Raw genomic sequence first — 14,135 nt, forward strand, 5'->3', positions numbered from 1 at the left:
AGCGCAATGCTTAGTTGTCGCCCCATAGATCTTCCAGCCGATCGTCCCGCCCGCAACGGCTCCGATAGAAATTGTAGCGAATGGGATTTTTCGTGTAGTAGTCCTGATGATAATCCTCGGCGGGATAGAAGGCTGTCTGCGGAAGGATTTCGGTCACTATGGGCTTTTCTAGCTTGCCCGAATCCGCCAGCGCCTGTTTGGACTGCTGCAGAATTTCTTGCTGCTGCTCGTCGGCATAGAACAATGCACTTCGATACTGCGGGCCGCGATCACAGAACTGCGCATTTGCCGTGACCGGGTCGATGGTTGGCCAGAAAGCTTCCACCAGCTTTGTATAGTTGGTTTCGCGCGGGTCGTAGAATACCGCTACCGCCTCGATGTGCTGGGTACCACCCGCCGAGACTTGCGGGTAAGTGGCTGAATCGGCGTCACCGCCAATATAGCCGGAAATGGTATCTACAACGCCGGGCACCTTGTCGAAATCCGCCTCAGTGCACCAGAAGCAGCCTCCAGCGAACACTGCCATTTCTGAACCTTCGGGGCCTTGTTCAAGAGGTTGGTTGGCAAGCGCCTGAAGGCTCAGCAAACCCAATGCCAGTGCGGACAATAACTTGCTCATGCTCTCAACTCCGGCAGGGTTTCATTTTCAGGTACGAAACGCAACGCTACACCATTGTTGCACCAACGCTCGCCGGTCGGCGGAGGGCCGTCCTTGAATACATGTCCTTGGTGACCACCGCAGCGGGCGCAGTGATACTCGGTGCGCGGCCAGATCAATTTGAAGTCCTGTTTGGTGCCCATGTGGCCTTTGATTGGCTGGGTGAAGCTGGGCCAGCCGGTGCCGCTGTCGAACTTGTCCTCGCTTCGGAACAGAGGCAGGTAACAGGCAGCACAAATGTAGGTACCTGCGTCATAAACCTTATCAAGCGGGCTGCTGTCGGGCCGCTCGGTTGCCTCTTCAAACAGCACATCAAAGGCCTCGGCAGACACTTTGTCTTTCCAGAAACTATGCGGTACGTCCAACGGTTCGAAGCTCATGCCAACCTCATGGGTATCTGCCAGACTCAGACGGCTCATTACCGGGAGCGCCGGTAGGGCGAGAAAGCCTGCCAACAGTGTTCTGCGATTCATATCATGTCCTTCAGGAGTCGTTGCTTTCACAGGATAAGACTATGCCCATGGCAGAAAATTACACGGCCACATCGTTTCATAAGATGTATAAAAATAGCTGGGCTGAAGGGATGTATTGTAGAGTTTGATCGAGTGGCGAAGGTGTGGCCAAGGGGCCACCGCATCAACATAACAATAAGCTGATTTATCAGGGAGCAAGCAATGAACTACAGAGTAGGCCACATGGCCAGTCTGCGCTGGATAATGGCGCTGATGCTGGGGGTAAGCAGTCTGGCAGCACCCGCCCAGGAAGCTGAGACTTATCGTATTTCCGAACCGCGTTTGCAGATGCTGACCCAGGCGATGCAGAAGCAGGTTACCGATGGCAAGTTGGCAGGGGTAGCGACGCTGGTATGGCAGGATGGTAAAACGGTACATCGTCAGCAGACCGGGTACCAAAATATCGAGGAAAACCAGCCGCTAAGCGAAGATACGATTTACAAGATTTTTTCCCTGACCAAACCGATTACCGGCACCGCCTTGCTGATGCTGCATGAAGAAGGCAAGTTCCAGCTCGATGATCCGGTTGAAAAGTATTTGCCCGAGCTCAAGGGGCTGCGCGTTGCGGTGGGTGAGGGCGCGGATGGGCAGCCTGAAACGGAAGCTGCAGATCACCCGATCACTATTCGCGAACTGATGACCCACACTGCCGGGTTTACCTACGGACGCTTCTCACAGTCCCAGGTGGATGAACTCTATGTGCGCGAAGACATTCAGAATATCGATACCACACTGGCGGATATGGTTGCCAAGCTAGGCAAGCTTCCGCTCCGGCAGCAGCCTGGTACGCAGTGGCATTACAGCGTGGCAGTGGATGTGCAGGCGCGGCTGGTAGAGGTCATGTCAGGCATGGCTTTTGACGAGTTTCTGCAGACCCGCATTTTTACTCCGCTGAAAATGGTTGATACCGGCTTCCATGTTCCGCAGGAAAAGCAGGACCGCTTTGCGGTGTCCTACACGCCTGACCCCGAGAAAGGCCTGCAACCCTATCCGAACAAGCCCTGGTTGACCAAGCCTAGGTTCCTTAATGGCGGTGGCGGGCTGGTATCCACCATGGATGACTATCTGCGGTTTGCTCGGATGCTGTTGAATGAGGGGGAGCTCGACGGGGTGCGGCTACTCAAGCCGGAGACGGTGCAGATGATGCGCACCAATCAGCTGCCTGAGGGCGTAGCAGGTCCGGATTGGGCGCCGGGTAACCTTTTCGGGCTGAACGTGGCGGTGGTCACTGAGCCAGAGCCGGCCGGGTACCTGCCGGAGAACACCTATTGGTGGTGGGGTATTCATGGGCCGTGGATGTGGGTGGATCCGGCCAATCAGATTATTGTGTTGGGCATGATGCAAAACACCGATTACCGCCACTCCCGCGTAGTACATGGCACCGCAAGCCATATCCTCTATCGACCTGCACCCTGAACGCTGCAGCGCGCTCACATAACCCTGGACGGCTATTTCAGCCGATCGGGGTTATGCACGTGAATCAAGGCAGGGTAGGGAGCTGAACTAGCTGGAAATATTGCTGGGATCGGCGCCCAGTACCTGTTCCAACGGCAGTTGCGCATGCAGGTTGACGCTGCCTTGCGCGGCAAACACCACCAAATGGTCTGCGGCGATGCGTATGCCCAGGGACTTTCCTAATGCGTGATCGTCATGGCTGGGGAAAATCGACTCCAGAATGCTGCCGGTGGGCAGCTGCAGGCGGTATAGCGTGGTCGCGCCGAGAAAGGTTTTGCCGATAATAGTGGCGCGCAGGCTGCTGTGCTGTTCTCCGACTATATCATCCGGACGCAGCAGCACGTCCACCGCGCTGCCGGCGGGCAATTGATAGGCACGGTTGCCACGAATCACGCCCAGTTCTGTTTGCACCGTATCCGGTGATATGAGCTGGCCGCGGATAAAATAGCCCTGACCAATAAAGCTGGCGACAAAGGGCGTCGCAGGCTCATGGTAGAGATTGTAGGGTGTGTCCCACTGTTGCAGATGACCATCCTTGAGCACGCCGACATGGTCGCTGACGGCAAAGGCTTCGTTCTGGTCATGGGTGACCAGCATCGCACTTGTGCCGCGCAGTTTGAGAATATCGCGTACCTCACCCGAGAGTCGGCGGCGTAATTCCCCGTCCAGATTCGAGAAGGGCTCATCCAGCAGCAGTAGTTTGGGGTCGGGCGCCAGCGCGCGGGCCAAGGCCACCCGTTGCTGCTGGCCGCCGGACAATTCATGCGGGTAGCGTTTGCTCAGCGGGGCGAGTTTGACCAGCTCCAGAAGCTCGGCGACCTTGGTCTTGCGTTCGGGGTGCTTGCTGATGCCAAAGGCGACATTCTCCTGCACCGTAAGGTGCGGAAACAGAGCGTAATCCTGGAACACCATGCCGATACGGCGATCTTCAGGCGATACGCGCCGGGTTGGGGTCGACAGGCTGCGACCATCCAGGCGAATTTCGCCATCGGTAATGGGTTCAAAGCCAGCAATGGCCCGCAGGGTAGTCGTTTTGCCGCAGCCAGAGGGGCCAAGCAGACAACCAATATCGCCGCTGCGCAGGTGGATGTTCAGATCTGAAACGACCGGATGATCGGCGTAGCCGCAGGCCAGTTGATTCAGTTCCAGCACAATCCCGTGGCTGTCAGCCATACGCTACTCCTGGTTCAACAAGGTGGTTCAGCGCTGTTGGGAATTACTCGACCAGTAAAAACTCGACCAAGGCTTTTTGTGCGTGCAGACGGTTTTCGGCTTGGTCCCAGACCACGCTGCGCGGATCCTCCATCAGTTCGCTGCTGACTTCCTCCCCCCGGTGGGCTGGCAGACAGTGCATAAACAGCACCTGCTCATCAGCCAGGTCAAGCAAGGCAGGGGTGACCTGGTAAGGCGCAAAGCGCTTCAGTCGGGCTTCGGCCTCATCTTCCTGACCCATGGACGCCCACACATCGGTGTTGATCAGATGCGCACCGCGCACCGCTTCCTTGGGATCGCGCATCACGCTAACCCGATCGCCAGCCTGGGCGAGGAATTGCGGATCCGGGTCATAGCCTTCGGGGCAGGCAATGCGTAGCTGGAAATCAAACTGCATGGCGGCCTGAATAAAGGTGTTGCACATGTTATTGCCGTCGCCGACCCAGGCTACGGTCTTGCCCTGAATGCTGCCGCGGTGCTCCAGATAGGTTTGCATGTCCGCCAGTAGCTGGCAGGGGTGCAGGTCATCGCTCAGGCCATTGATAACAGGTACGCGGGAATACTGGGCAAAGGTTTCCAGGTCAGCATGATCGAAGGTGCGGATCATTACTGCGTCGCACATGCTGGACAGCACTCGAGCGCTGTCTTCGATCGGTTCGCCGCGCCCCAGTTGGGTATCGCGCGGCGAGAGAAAAATGGCCTGGCCACCGAGCTGGATCATGCCGGCTTCAAAGGACACGCGAGTACGGGTGGACGCTTTTTCGAAGATCATTGCTAACACGCGGTTTTTCAACGGCTCATAGATCACACCCTGTGCGTGCAGTGACTTGAGCTCGATGCCGCGCTTGATCAGGCTGATCAATTCCGCCTGAGTGCAATCCATCAATGAAAGGAAGTGCCGTACTGTCATGTTGACTACCTGGAAAATGGGATCGGCCAGTGACCGGAAACACAAAGGCCTATCGCGACCCGAAGGCCCGATACAAGCCATACCCGAAAAAAGTGAAGGGCTGATCTTATCGGTAAAATCCGCCGCAAGGCAAATAGCCTCGCCTAGCCGGAAGGCCGGCGAGATCAATTCAGTCACTGAATGGCAGCGTATTTTGCCCCTTGCGAGCCCGGCTGGCGCGGCCTAGAGTGGATAATTGAGCATACATCTGTTGATAATAACTACTAACCATAAAAACCTTCCGAGTGCCCGCCATGCCTGTAACCCATTATCGTGCCTGTCATTTGTGTGAAGCCATTTGCGGTCTGGCCATTGAGACCGAGGGTGAGCAGATCCTCTCGATCAAGGGCGATCATGATGACCCGTTCAGCCGCGGGCATATCTGCCCAAAGGCCATCGCCTTGCAGGATATTCAGAATGATCCGCAACGTCTGCGCATGCCGGTCAGGCGGGTTGGCGAGCAGTGGCAGCAGATTGGCTGGGAAGAGGCTTTCGAGTTGGTTGCCAGTCGCCTGGCAGCTATTCAGCAGGAGCACGGGCAGAACGCGGTGGCGGTGTATATGGGTAACCCCAATGTGCACAATTATGGCTCGATGACCCACAGCAACTATTTCCTCGGGCAGTTGCACACCAAACAGCGGTATTCCGCAACCTCAGTCGATCAGTTACCGCATCACCTGGTGTCGTTGTGGATGTACGGACACATGCTGGCAATCCCGATTCCGGATATTGACCATACCGATTTTTTCTTGATGCTCGGCGCCAACCCGATGGCGTCCAACGGCAGCATCATGACCGTGCCGGATGTGGGCAAGCGCATCAAAGCGCTGAAGGCCCGTGGTGGCAAACTGGTGGTGGTCGACCCGCGGCGCAGCGAGACGGCCGAGCAGGCTACTGAGCATCTATTTGTGCAGCCGGGTACTGATGCCTCCCTGTTGGTGGGCCTGCTGCATACTTTGTTTAATGAAAATCTGATCAAGGATAGCCCAGCCCTGCAGGTGACCTTGGGGCTGGAGGATGTTAAAGCCGCCATTGCGCCATTCAGTGCCGAGGCCATGGCCGAGCATTGCGCCATTCCAGCCGAGAAAATTCGCCAGCTTGCACGTGATTTTGCTGCGGCCGATAGCGCCGTCTGCTACGGGCGCATGGGTGTCTCCGTGCAGCGCTATGGCACCCTCTGCCAGTGGCTGATTCAGATCATCAATCTGGTCACCGGTAACCTTGACCAGCCAGGCGGGGCACTCTGCACGGAGCCAGCCTTTGATGTGGTGGGTATGGGCAAAGGCGGTCATTTTGATAAATGGCGCAGTCGGGTATCCAACCTGCCGGAATTCAATGGCGAGTTGCCCGTGGCAGCCTTGGCAGAAGAGATGCTTACCCCCGGTGAAGGCCAGATTCACGCCTTGGTGACTTCAGCGGGTAATCCGGTGCTGTCCACACCCAATGGCCGGCAATTGGATCGTGCGCTGGAAGGGCTGGAGTTTATGGTCAGCGTCGACCTGTACATCAATGAGACGACTCGGCATGCCGATGTGATCCTGCCACCGACTGCGGCACTTGAGCACGATCATTACGACATTACCTTCAATAATTTTGCCGTACGCAATGTCACCCGCATCAACCTGCCGATTCTGCCCAAGCCAGAGGGCTGTCTGCATGACTGGGAAATTTTCGTTGGTCTGGGGCAAGCGTTTGCCAAGGTGCTCGGCCAAACACCCAGGCAGACCATGGCGCCGGAGATGATGGTCGATGCCGCGTTGCGCAGCGGTCCTTATAAAGACCGCTTGAGCCTGGCAGTGCTCAAGGAGCATCCGCACGGTATTGATCTGGGCCCGCTAAAACCCAATCTGTTGCCGCGTCTGCAAACCCCCAGCAAGCAGATTGAGTGCGCACCTCAGGTCATTCTCGATGATCTGCAACGCTTCGCCGATGATATTCATCAGATGCGCCCCAAGCAGGGCGAGCTGCGTTTGATCGGCCGTCGGCATGTGCGCAGCAACAACTCCTGGATGCACAACTATCAGCGTCTGGTCAAAGGCAAGGCGCGCGACCAATTGCTCATGCACCCGGATGATCTGGCCAGCCGGGGCCTGACTGATGGGCAGCAGGTGGTAGTGCGTTCACGGGTGGGCGAGGTGACCGTGGCGGTGGTCGCCAGTGACGAGATGCTTGCAGGCGTGGTCAGCCTGCCTCACGGCTGGGGGCATAACCGTAAGGGTATCGAGCAGGACGTAGCCGCCGCCCATGCGGGCGTCAGTGCTAATGATCTGACCGATGAGCGCTTCCTTGATCCGGTCACCGGTAATGCTGCCCTCAATGGCGTCACCGTGGAGGTGGTTGCAGCCTGAGGCGCGGGAAGCATTCCAGGGCGACCGGTATTGCCGCAGGTCTGAATGGGTTACACTAGGCCCATTCGGTCCTGTTATAGAGGAAGCACCATGGATACCATCGATACGATCAAAGAACAGATCGGTAATAACCCGGTCCTGATTTACATGAAGGGAGCGCCTAACGCGCCCCAGTGCGGTTTTTCCGCGCGCGCCGTGCAGGCATTGATGGCCTGCGGCGAGAAGTTCGCTTATGTCGATATTCTGCAGAATCCGGATATTCGCACTGAGCTGCCAAAGTACGCCAACTGGCCAACCTTTCCACAACTGTGGATTGACGGCGAGCTGGTTGGCGGAAGCGACATCATCGCTGAACTGCATGAATCAGGTGAGCTGGCGACTATGATCAAGGCCGTGGCTAAAGGCTGATAGCTCCAGCGTTACCACAACCCGCCCGGCGCAAGCCGGTGCGGGTTTTTTATTACTGAAACAGTCCGTCAAAAGGAAAGAACGCCAGCGGCTGGCCGAGCTTTACCACGGAACCGGCCGGTATCAATATCAGCCCGGTGGCCTCACTGGCGCTGCTCAATACCCCCGAACTCTGATTACCCGCCGGCACGACCTGATCGTTCTGCAGGCACGCACGCAGGTATTCATCGCGATTCCCCGTCGTGCTCGATTCGAACCCCGCAGGTACCGGCAATTGCAGTGGTTCGGTGTGCTCCACCCCAAGCCGGCGCAGTAGATAGGGGCGGACCAGCAGTAGAAAAGTCACCAGCGTTGCGGCGGGGTTGCCTGGTAGGCCGAGCACCGGCACATCGGCAAAACGCGCCAGTGTAAACGGTTTGCCCGGTTTGATTGCCAGCTTCCACATATCCAGTTGGCCGTGCTCCCTGAGCGCCATGCCCAGATAGTCGGCTTCGCCAACGGATACGCCGCCGGAGCTGATGATTATATCGGCTTGCTCCGCTAGCTCCTGCAATCGGCTGATGGTCAGGTCCGGGTCGTCCGGCAAAATGCCGCCATCAATGATCGTCTGCCCCATGCGCTGCAGGCAGCCGATCAGGGTGTAGCGATTACTGTTGAATATCTGCCCCGGCCCTAACGTCTGGCCAGGCTCGACCAACTCATCCCCGGTTGACAGAATCGCCACGCGCAATGCACTACGCGCAGGAACTTCGGCAATACCTGCTGATGCGATCACGCCCAGATCCTGCGCGCGAAGCCGCTGGCCGGCCTGCATGATCACGTCCCCCTGGCGTATATCCTGGCCGGCAGGCCGTACATTCTGGTCAGGGCTGACTGCCTGGCTGAACCGCGCCATATCAGCTTCCAATACAACGTTCTCTTGCATCTCAACACAGTCAGCGCCGGCCGGAATCGGCGCGCCGGTAAAAATCCGTGCGCAGGTGCCGGGCACCAGAGGTGCAGGTGCCATACCGGCGGTAATGCGCTGGCTGACGCGAAGTCCTGCACTCATCGCCTGAGCCAGATCCCTGGAGGCGAATGCGTAGCCGTCCATGGCACTGTTATCCCAGGGCGGTACGTCATGGGCGCAGTGTAGGGGCTCAGCAAGAATGCGGTTCAACGCGTTGGCGAGTGGCACACGCTCAGCAGGTTGCGGCGCTTCCGCCGAGGCGGCCTGCAGCAATCTCTGCAGGGCGTCGGCAACCGGCAGCAAACTCACGAGCGGCTACCGCAGGTCGAGTCCATGCTCGGATCAATGGCCAGATGCTGAACAAAGTTGCACGGACGTGTCCGGCTATCGAGCTGCTCTTTGAGTATGCGGCCCCAGGCCGTTCGGCAGGCCCCGGTCGAGCCGGGCATGCAAACCACCAGGGTACGGTTAGCCAGCCCGGCCAGCGCGCGGGACTGCAAGGTAGAGGTGCCAATCTCCTCCCAGGAGACGTGGCGAAACAGCTCGCCAAACCCATCGACCATCTTGTCCAACAGCGGCGTGATCGCCTCTGGCGTGCTGTCGCGCCCGGTAAAGCCAGTGCCGCCGGTGATCAGCACCACCTGTACTTCTGGGCGTGCGATCCAGTCTGAGACTACTGCGCGAATGCGGTAAATATCGTCCGGTTGCAGCCGACGATCAGCGACGTGGTGGCCGGCCTCGGTAGCGCTGTCGACCAACACCTGGCCTGATGTATCGGTCTCCAGCGTGCGGGTGTCGCTGACGGTCAGGATGGCGATATTCAATGGGGAGAAGGTTGCTTCGTTATGGGTCATGTGAGGCGTTCCTTTGGCAGACAATGCGGCCAGTGTTATAACACAGCGCATTAGGTAATCGGAGAACGACCGATGAGCGTGATAAGCAACAAACAGCTTAGCTTATTGCTGCTGGCGGGCGGGCAGGGCAGCCGTCTGGGCGGTCGTGACAAGGGCTTGATGCCATGGCAAGGGCAGCCGATTGCGGCGCACCTAATAGCACTGATCAGGCCGCTGGTGAGTGAGGTGATCATCAGCTGTAATCGCAATCATGCGCTTTATCAGAGTTGGGCCGATCAGTTGGTGAGCGATCCGGGGCCGGATTATCCTGGCCCGCTGGCGGGTATTCTCAGTGGGCTGAACGCATGCAAAGGCAGCCATCTGCTTGTTGTACCCTGCGATCTACCGCATCTGGATCAAGCTCTGCTTATAGAGTTGATAGAGCATGCGGCAAGTAAGCCGTGCATCCCCAATCTGATCAAAACCAGCGAAACCTGGCAACCACTGGTTTCAGTGATTCCGCGTAATGTGCTGCCTGATTTGCAGCTGGCATGGAAGCAGGGCCAACGCAGCCCTCTGCGCTGGATGCTGGGCCAGGCCCACGGCATCCTGGCCCTGGCCGCGGATGACCCGCGGCTGCACAATGCCAATCGTGTTGAAGACTGGCAATAACTCCTAAGCCTCTGCTGGCACTGAATATTTTTTCGCCCAGATACTTGAGAAAATAATATCGCGCGGTAAAATGCGACCACATGATCGGGGTGTAGCGCAGCCTGGTAGCGCGTCTCGTTCGGGACGAGAAGGTCGCTGGTTCGATTCCAGTCTCCCCGACCAATACTCTGTTTCTGGTAGTATCCCTACGTATCCAGAAGCCTGAAAAAGCCCGCCTAGTGCGGGTTTTTGCATTTCCAGGCGTTTCCCTTTGTTTCCAGTAGTAGCTATCTCTCTTGTATGCTGACGTGTATGCTGTAACTCTCAGTCATTCTTCAAGAGATAGCATACATGAGGCGCAAGGATATCAAGCGTAGGCCCCTGTCTGACACGGTTCTCAGCAATCTTGAGCCAGAGCCGAAACTCTATCGCGAGCAGGACGGCAATAATCTGTATTTCAAGGTCAAGCCTGATGGCAAAAAAGCCTGGGAGCTGCGTTACAAACGTACCGACGGTAAATGGAGCTGGCTTGGCCTTGGCATTTATCCCAGCGTAAGCGGCAGCCGAGCTCGGGAGCTTGCGGAAAAATATCGAAAACAGATATCTGACGGCCACGATCCTGTAGCGAAGAAAAACCAATTAAAAGCCGATCTTAAGAACGTTGCTGAGTCGAGTTTTAAGATGCTCGCCCTGGACTGGTTCGAAGGGAGAAAGGATCGCTGGGGAGAAAGCTACCAAAAAAGAGTGATGGGAGCTTTTGAACTGCATGTGTTCCCGGTAATGGGTAAACGAGATTTCCGGGAAATAACACCGCTTGAATGGTTCCGTTTTTTTCAAAAAATGCAGAAGAAGGGCATCCTGGATCAGACAGAGAATGTGCGGCGGTCATGTAGAGGGGTCTACAATCTCGCCAAGGTGACCGGAAGGGTCACGAGCAATCCCGTCGACGGACTTGAAGAAGAGCTTTACAAGCACACATCCAAAAACTATCCCCACGTGCCGCCAGACGATCTGCCTGAATTGGTATACAAAATCAAAGAGATGTCTGAGGAGAGATTTAGCCCGGAGATCAGATATGGGCTGTCGATCTTAATGCAATTAGCTGTTCGGCCTACTGAATTGCGCGAAGCTCCTTGGTCGGAATTTGATTTAAAGAAGGCGCTTTGGGAAATTCCTGCAGAACGCAACAAGTCGGGCAGAGCGCTTCTGGTTCCCCTTTCAAAGGAGGTGATGGCTGATCTTCTAGAACTCAGGAAAATCAGTGGCGGCTATCAGCTTCTTTTCCCTGGTCGGCATGACCAGTCGAAACCATTGAGTAACATGGCTTTCAACATGGCCCTAAGACGGCTTGGATATGAAGGGCGTCAGGTAGGGCACGGTTTCAGACATGTCATGTCTACATGCCTTAATGAGAACGACTTTAACAAGCAGCATGTCGAAGCACAGCTGAACCATTTTGAAAAAGGGGTGGCTGGTGATTACAACAAGGCTATATACATAAAGCAGCGTACAAAGATGATGCAGTGGTATTCGCAGCACCTGCATCAGCTAGCTGACGATTATCGATTGACTTGTAATCAGTAGTTCCCGAGTTCGACTCTTGGTGCCGGCACCAGTAAAATCAAAGGCTTGCCTTGTATGGCAGGTCTTTTTTTGCTCAAAAATTGGTTTGGGGTAGGTTTGGGGTAGGAGTTTGACTGTAAGATTTTCAGGGTTAAATAATTTTGCTTACTACTTGCGCGCTCAAAATCTCTGCTTGTATCCGAGGAAGCTGATGCCATGATCCAACTGGATTTGAATACAAATGACGCAGAGGCGTTGCTTCGTCACGCGAAGAGCTTCGAGCCTGCTACCGGTGATGCTCGGGAGGATAGCCGGCTTTCCGATGCACTTCGTGATTTGGCTGAAGCGATTGAGCAATCGTTGGGTGGGGGATAGTCGTCTGCTTCTTTTGCAATGTATTAATTCTCTCGATCCGACCGCCTACGTCACTCACACGCTGCGGTAAGCCAGGATGTCACAGAGCGAGGGGTTATGGCCGTGCAGCGCTAAAAGGCCACACGACGCGGGAGATGCTCCCTCAGGTATCTAGAAAGCGGTCTGAACAGGAATTGCGACGGTTGAAACTAGGCCGTCGCCATCTGGCAAGGTAGCCGTTGGCCAAGGGCTGCTTCCGGCCCAGAGTGTGTAAAAACGCTATCTCAGACCCTTGCTATAATTTCTGAGAATCTCATTGTAAGGGAAATCAATGAAACGGTTTATCCAGGGTGAACACCGAGGTCAAAGCACCTTGCTTCCCGAAAGCCTCGACGACTACGTCAGCGATATCAATCCAGTGCGCGTGGTCGATGTCTTCGTCGATGAACTCGACCTAGCCAAACTGGGTTTCGATGGTGTGATTCCAGCCGAAACCGGCAGGCCTGCTTATCACCCTGCGATCCTGCTGAAGATCTATATCTACGGCTACCTGAACCGCATTCAATCCAGCCGTCGTCTGGAGCGTGAAGCCCAGCGCAACGTAGAGCTGATGTGGTTAACAGGTCGCTTGATGCCCGACTTCAAGACCATCGCCAACTTCCGAAAAGACAACAGCAAAGCTATTCGCGGCGTCTGCCGTCAGTTCGTTTTGCTCTGCCAGCAGTTGGGGCTGTTTAGCGAAAACCTGGTTGCCATTGACGGCAGTAAATTCAAGGCGGTTAACAACCGCGACCGGAACTTCACTAGTGCGAAGCTGAAGCGGCGCATGGAAGAAATCGAGGCGAGCATCAGCCGTTATTTGGCCTCACTCGATGCGGCTGATCGCCAGATACCTAGCGCCTCTAAACCAGATACGGTGAGCTTGGAAGATAAAATCGCCAAGCTCAAAGCACAGATGAAAGAGCTTCAGGGGATTGAGTCACAGCTCAACGAATCGCCAGATAAACAGGTTTCGCTGACCGACCCGGATGCCCGTTCGATGATGACGCGCGGCAGCGGGATCGTTGGCTACAACGTACAGACGGCTGTTGACACGCAGCACCATTTGATCGTTGCTCACGAGGTCACCAACCGAGGTTCTGACCGTGACCAACTCAGTTCAATGGCGAAGCAGGCTCGTGAAGCCATCGGCGTAGAAACGCTGTCGGTAGTTGCCGACCGAGGCTATTTCAAAGGCGAAGAAATCCTGGCTTGTTACGACGCAAACGTCACCGCCTACGTGCCGAAGCCGATGACTTCAAGCGCCAAAGCTGATGGCCGATTCAACAAAGATGCCTTCGTGTATGACGCGACCAGAAACGAATACACGTGCCCGGCGGGAGAGGCCCTGATCTGGCGATTTTCCAGCGTTGAGAAAGGCATGAATATGCATTGCTACTGGAGTTCAAAGTGTCAGAGTTGCACGCTGAAAAGCCAGTGCACACCAAGCACAAATCGTCGAGTAAAGCGTTGGGAGCATGAAGCTGTGCTTGAGGAAATGCAGCGACGGCTGACCAGAGCACCAGAGATGATGAAGGTTCGAAAGCGGACTGTTGAGCATCCCTTCGGGACGCTCAAGCAATGGATGGGGGCGACACACTTCCTGACTCGAAAACTGAACGGGGTGAGTGCGGAGATGAGCTTGAATGTGCTCGCCTATAACATGAAGCGGGTTATGAAAATCATCGGTACAGAAGGCTTGCTGAAGGCGATGGCGGCGTAAAAGCCTCAGCTTTTACTGCTCCAGGAGATGCCGAAGAGCTCCATACACGTTCTGACGCGCTATCGACACTGATCTTGGCAAATGTCCGGAAAATCGCCTCGCCCAAGAGCACTGGGCTTAGTCATCCAACATGCGAAAAGTGTTTTTACACACTCTGGGCCACAAGCGGCCGGTCAAAGTGTCTACGAAGTTCGTAGCGATTCAGGTCGATGAGTTTTCTGCTGCATCACAATTGCCCGAGACGATACTTGTGCACCATGGGCGATGTCGCGCACCCGGAGCTTCGTCAAATCACAGGCCCTTAACTTACTGTCGATTGCCAAATTGAAAAGAGCTAGATCTCGAGTTTTCTCAGCAATTTGGAGCCTTACTCGAATAGACCAAATATCTCTGAGTCGAAGCGGCGCTTTCTGCCCGACTAGCTTGCCTTTATTCCAGGGTTCACGAGCAACACTGGTGTTCATGGCTTGTCCTCCACGTT

General features: G+C 55.8%; 13 protein-coding genes, 1 tRNA gene and 1 pseudogene. 8 read left to right on the plus strand and 7 right to left on the minus strand.

The features are described 5' to 3' along the window. Nucleotides 1-10: 10 nt before the first annotated feature. The gene (gene msrA, locus EAO82_RS08600) at nucleotides 11-619 is read right to left on the minus strand and encodes a peptide-methionine (S)-S-oxide reductase MsrA (protein WP_096346045.1); all 609 of its coding nucleotides are present in this window, start codon (nucleotides 617-619) and stop codon (nucleotides 11-13) included. Beyond that, on the minus strand, nucleotides 616-1,131 hold the full coding sequence (gene msrB, locus EAO82_RS08605) for a peptide-methionine (R)-S-oxide reductase MsrB (protein WP_096346044.1): 516 nt from the start codon (nucleotides 1,129-1,131) through the stop codon (nucleotides 616-618). The genes msrA and msrB overlap by 4 nt, the downstream gene beginning before the upstream one ends. Before the next feature lie 201 nt (nucleotides 1,132-1,332). Between msrB and EAO82_RS08610 the strand changes: the two genes are divergently transcribed. Beyond that, nucleotides 1,333-2,586, plus strand: a complete 1,254-nt coding sequence (locus tag EAO82_RS08610; RefSeq protein ID WP_096346043.1) for a serine hydrolase domain-containing protein — start codon at nucleotides 1,333-1,335, stop codon at nucleotides 2,584-2,586. A gap of 87 nt (nucleotides 2,587-2,673) precedes the next feature. On the opposite strand, the gene EAO82_RS08615 is transcribed toward EAO82_RS08610, so the two are convergent. Both EAO82_RS08615 and argF read right to left on the minus strand, forming a co-directional pair. Then, a complete protein-coding gene (locus EAO82_RS08615) occupies nucleotides 2,674-3,798 on the minus strand; it encodes an ABC transporter ATP-binding protein (RefSeq protein ID WP_096346042.1) in 1,125 nt (374 codons plus the stop codon). 43 nt (nucleotides 3,799-3,841) lie between these two features. Then, complete coding sequence (gene argF / locus EAO82_RS08620) at nucleotides 3,842-4,747, minus strand: ornithine carbamoyltransferase (RefSeq protein WP_096346041.1); 906 nt, start codon at nucleotides 4,745-4,747, stop codon at nucleotides 3,842-3,844. A gap of 293 nt (nucleotides 4,748-5,040) precedes the next feature. Between argF and EAO82_RS08625 the strand changes: the two genes are divergently transcribed. Together EAO82_RS08625 and grxD are read left to right on the plus strand one after the other, a co-directional pair. Next, entirely contained in the window at nucleotides 5,041-7,134 is a 2,094-nt protein-coding gene (locus EAO82_RS08625) for a molybdopterin oxidoreductase family protein (RefSeq protein WP_096346039.1), read from the plus strand. A gap of 90 nt (nucleotides 7,135-7,224) precedes the next feature. Next, entirely contained in the window at nucleotides 7,225-7,542 is a 318-nt protein-coding gene (grxD, locus tag EAO82_RS08630) for a Grx4 family monothiol glutaredoxin (protein WP_096346038.1), read from the plus strand. 52 nt (nucleotides 7,543-7,594) lie between these two features. On the opposite strand, the gene glp is transcribed toward grxD, so the two are convergent. Beyond that, nucleotides 7,595-8,800 carry a gephyrin-like molybdotransferase Glp gene (glp, locus tag EAO82_RS08635; RefSeq protein ID WP_096346037.1) on the minus strand — a complete coding sequence of 402 codons (1,206 nt, stop codon included), beginning with the start codon at nucleotides 8,798-8,800 and terminating at the stop codon, nucleotides 7,595-7,597. After that, complete coding sequence (gene moaB, locus EAO82_RS08640; protein WP_096346036.1) at nucleotides 8,797-9,345, minus strand: molybdenum cofactor biosynthesis protein B; 549 nt, start codon at nucleotides 9,343-9,345, stop codon at nucleotides 8,797-8,799. The genes glp and moaB overlap by 4 nt, the downstream gene beginning before the upstream one ends. Before the next feature lie 72 nt (nucleotides 9,346-9,417). On the opposite strand from moaB, the gene mobA reads away from it, so the two are divergent. The 5 genes from mobA to EAO82_RS08660 all read left to right on the plus strand — a co-directional run bounded on the left by mobA (nucleotide 9,418) and on the right by EAO82_RS08660 (nucleotide 13,654). Further along, nucleotides 9,418-9,996: a molybdenum cofactor guanylyltransferase MobA gene (gene mobA / locus EAO82_RS08645; RefSeq protein ID WP_096346035.1), complete on the plus strand. Its 579-nt coding sequence runs from the start codon at nucleotides 9,418-9,420 to the stop codon at nucleotides 9,994-9,996. A gap of 85 nt (nucleotides 9,997-10,081) precedes the next feature. Beyond that, a tRNA-Pro gene (locus EAO82_RS08650) sits at nucleotides 10,082-10,158 on the plus strand. A 168-nt stretch (nucleotides 10,159-10,326) separates the two neighbouring features. Beyond that, nucleotides 10,327-11,559: a tyrosine-type recombinase/integrase gene (locus tag EAO82_RS08655; protein WP_096346287.1), complete on the plus strand. Its 1,233-nt coding sequence runs from the start codon at nucleotides 10,327-10,329 to the stop codon at nucleotides 11,557-11,559. 195 nt (nucleotides 11,560-11,754) lie between these two features. Continuing rightward, nucleotides 11,755-11,913, plus strand: coding sequence for a hypothetical protein (locus tag EAO82_RS20800; protein ID WP_174958799.1), 159 nt, complete (start codon nucleotides 11,755-11,757; stop codon nucleotides 11,911-11,913). 310 nt (nucleotides 11,914-12,223) lie between these two features. Continuing rightward, nucleotides 12,224-13,654, plus strand: coding sequence for an IS1182 family transposase (locus EAO82_RS08660; RefSeq protein ID WP_096344619.1), 1,431 nt, complete (start codon nucleotides 12,224-12,226; stop codon nucleotides 13,652-13,654). Between the two features lie 203 nt (nucleotides 13,655-13,857). Here the strand turns inward: EAO82_RS08660 and EAO82_RS08665 are convergent. Beyond that, nucleotides 13,858-14,118 (minus strand): annotated as a pseudogene (locus tag EAO82_RS08665) (integrase); the annotation flags it as partial. Between the last annotated feature and the right edge of the window lie 17 nt (nucleotides 14,119-14,135).

This window comes from Halopseudomonas pelagia (assembly GCF_009497895.1).
Lineage (GTDB): Bacteria > Pseudomonadota > Gammaproteobacteria > Pseudomonadales > Pseudomonadaceae > Halopseudomonas > Halopseudomonas pelagia_A.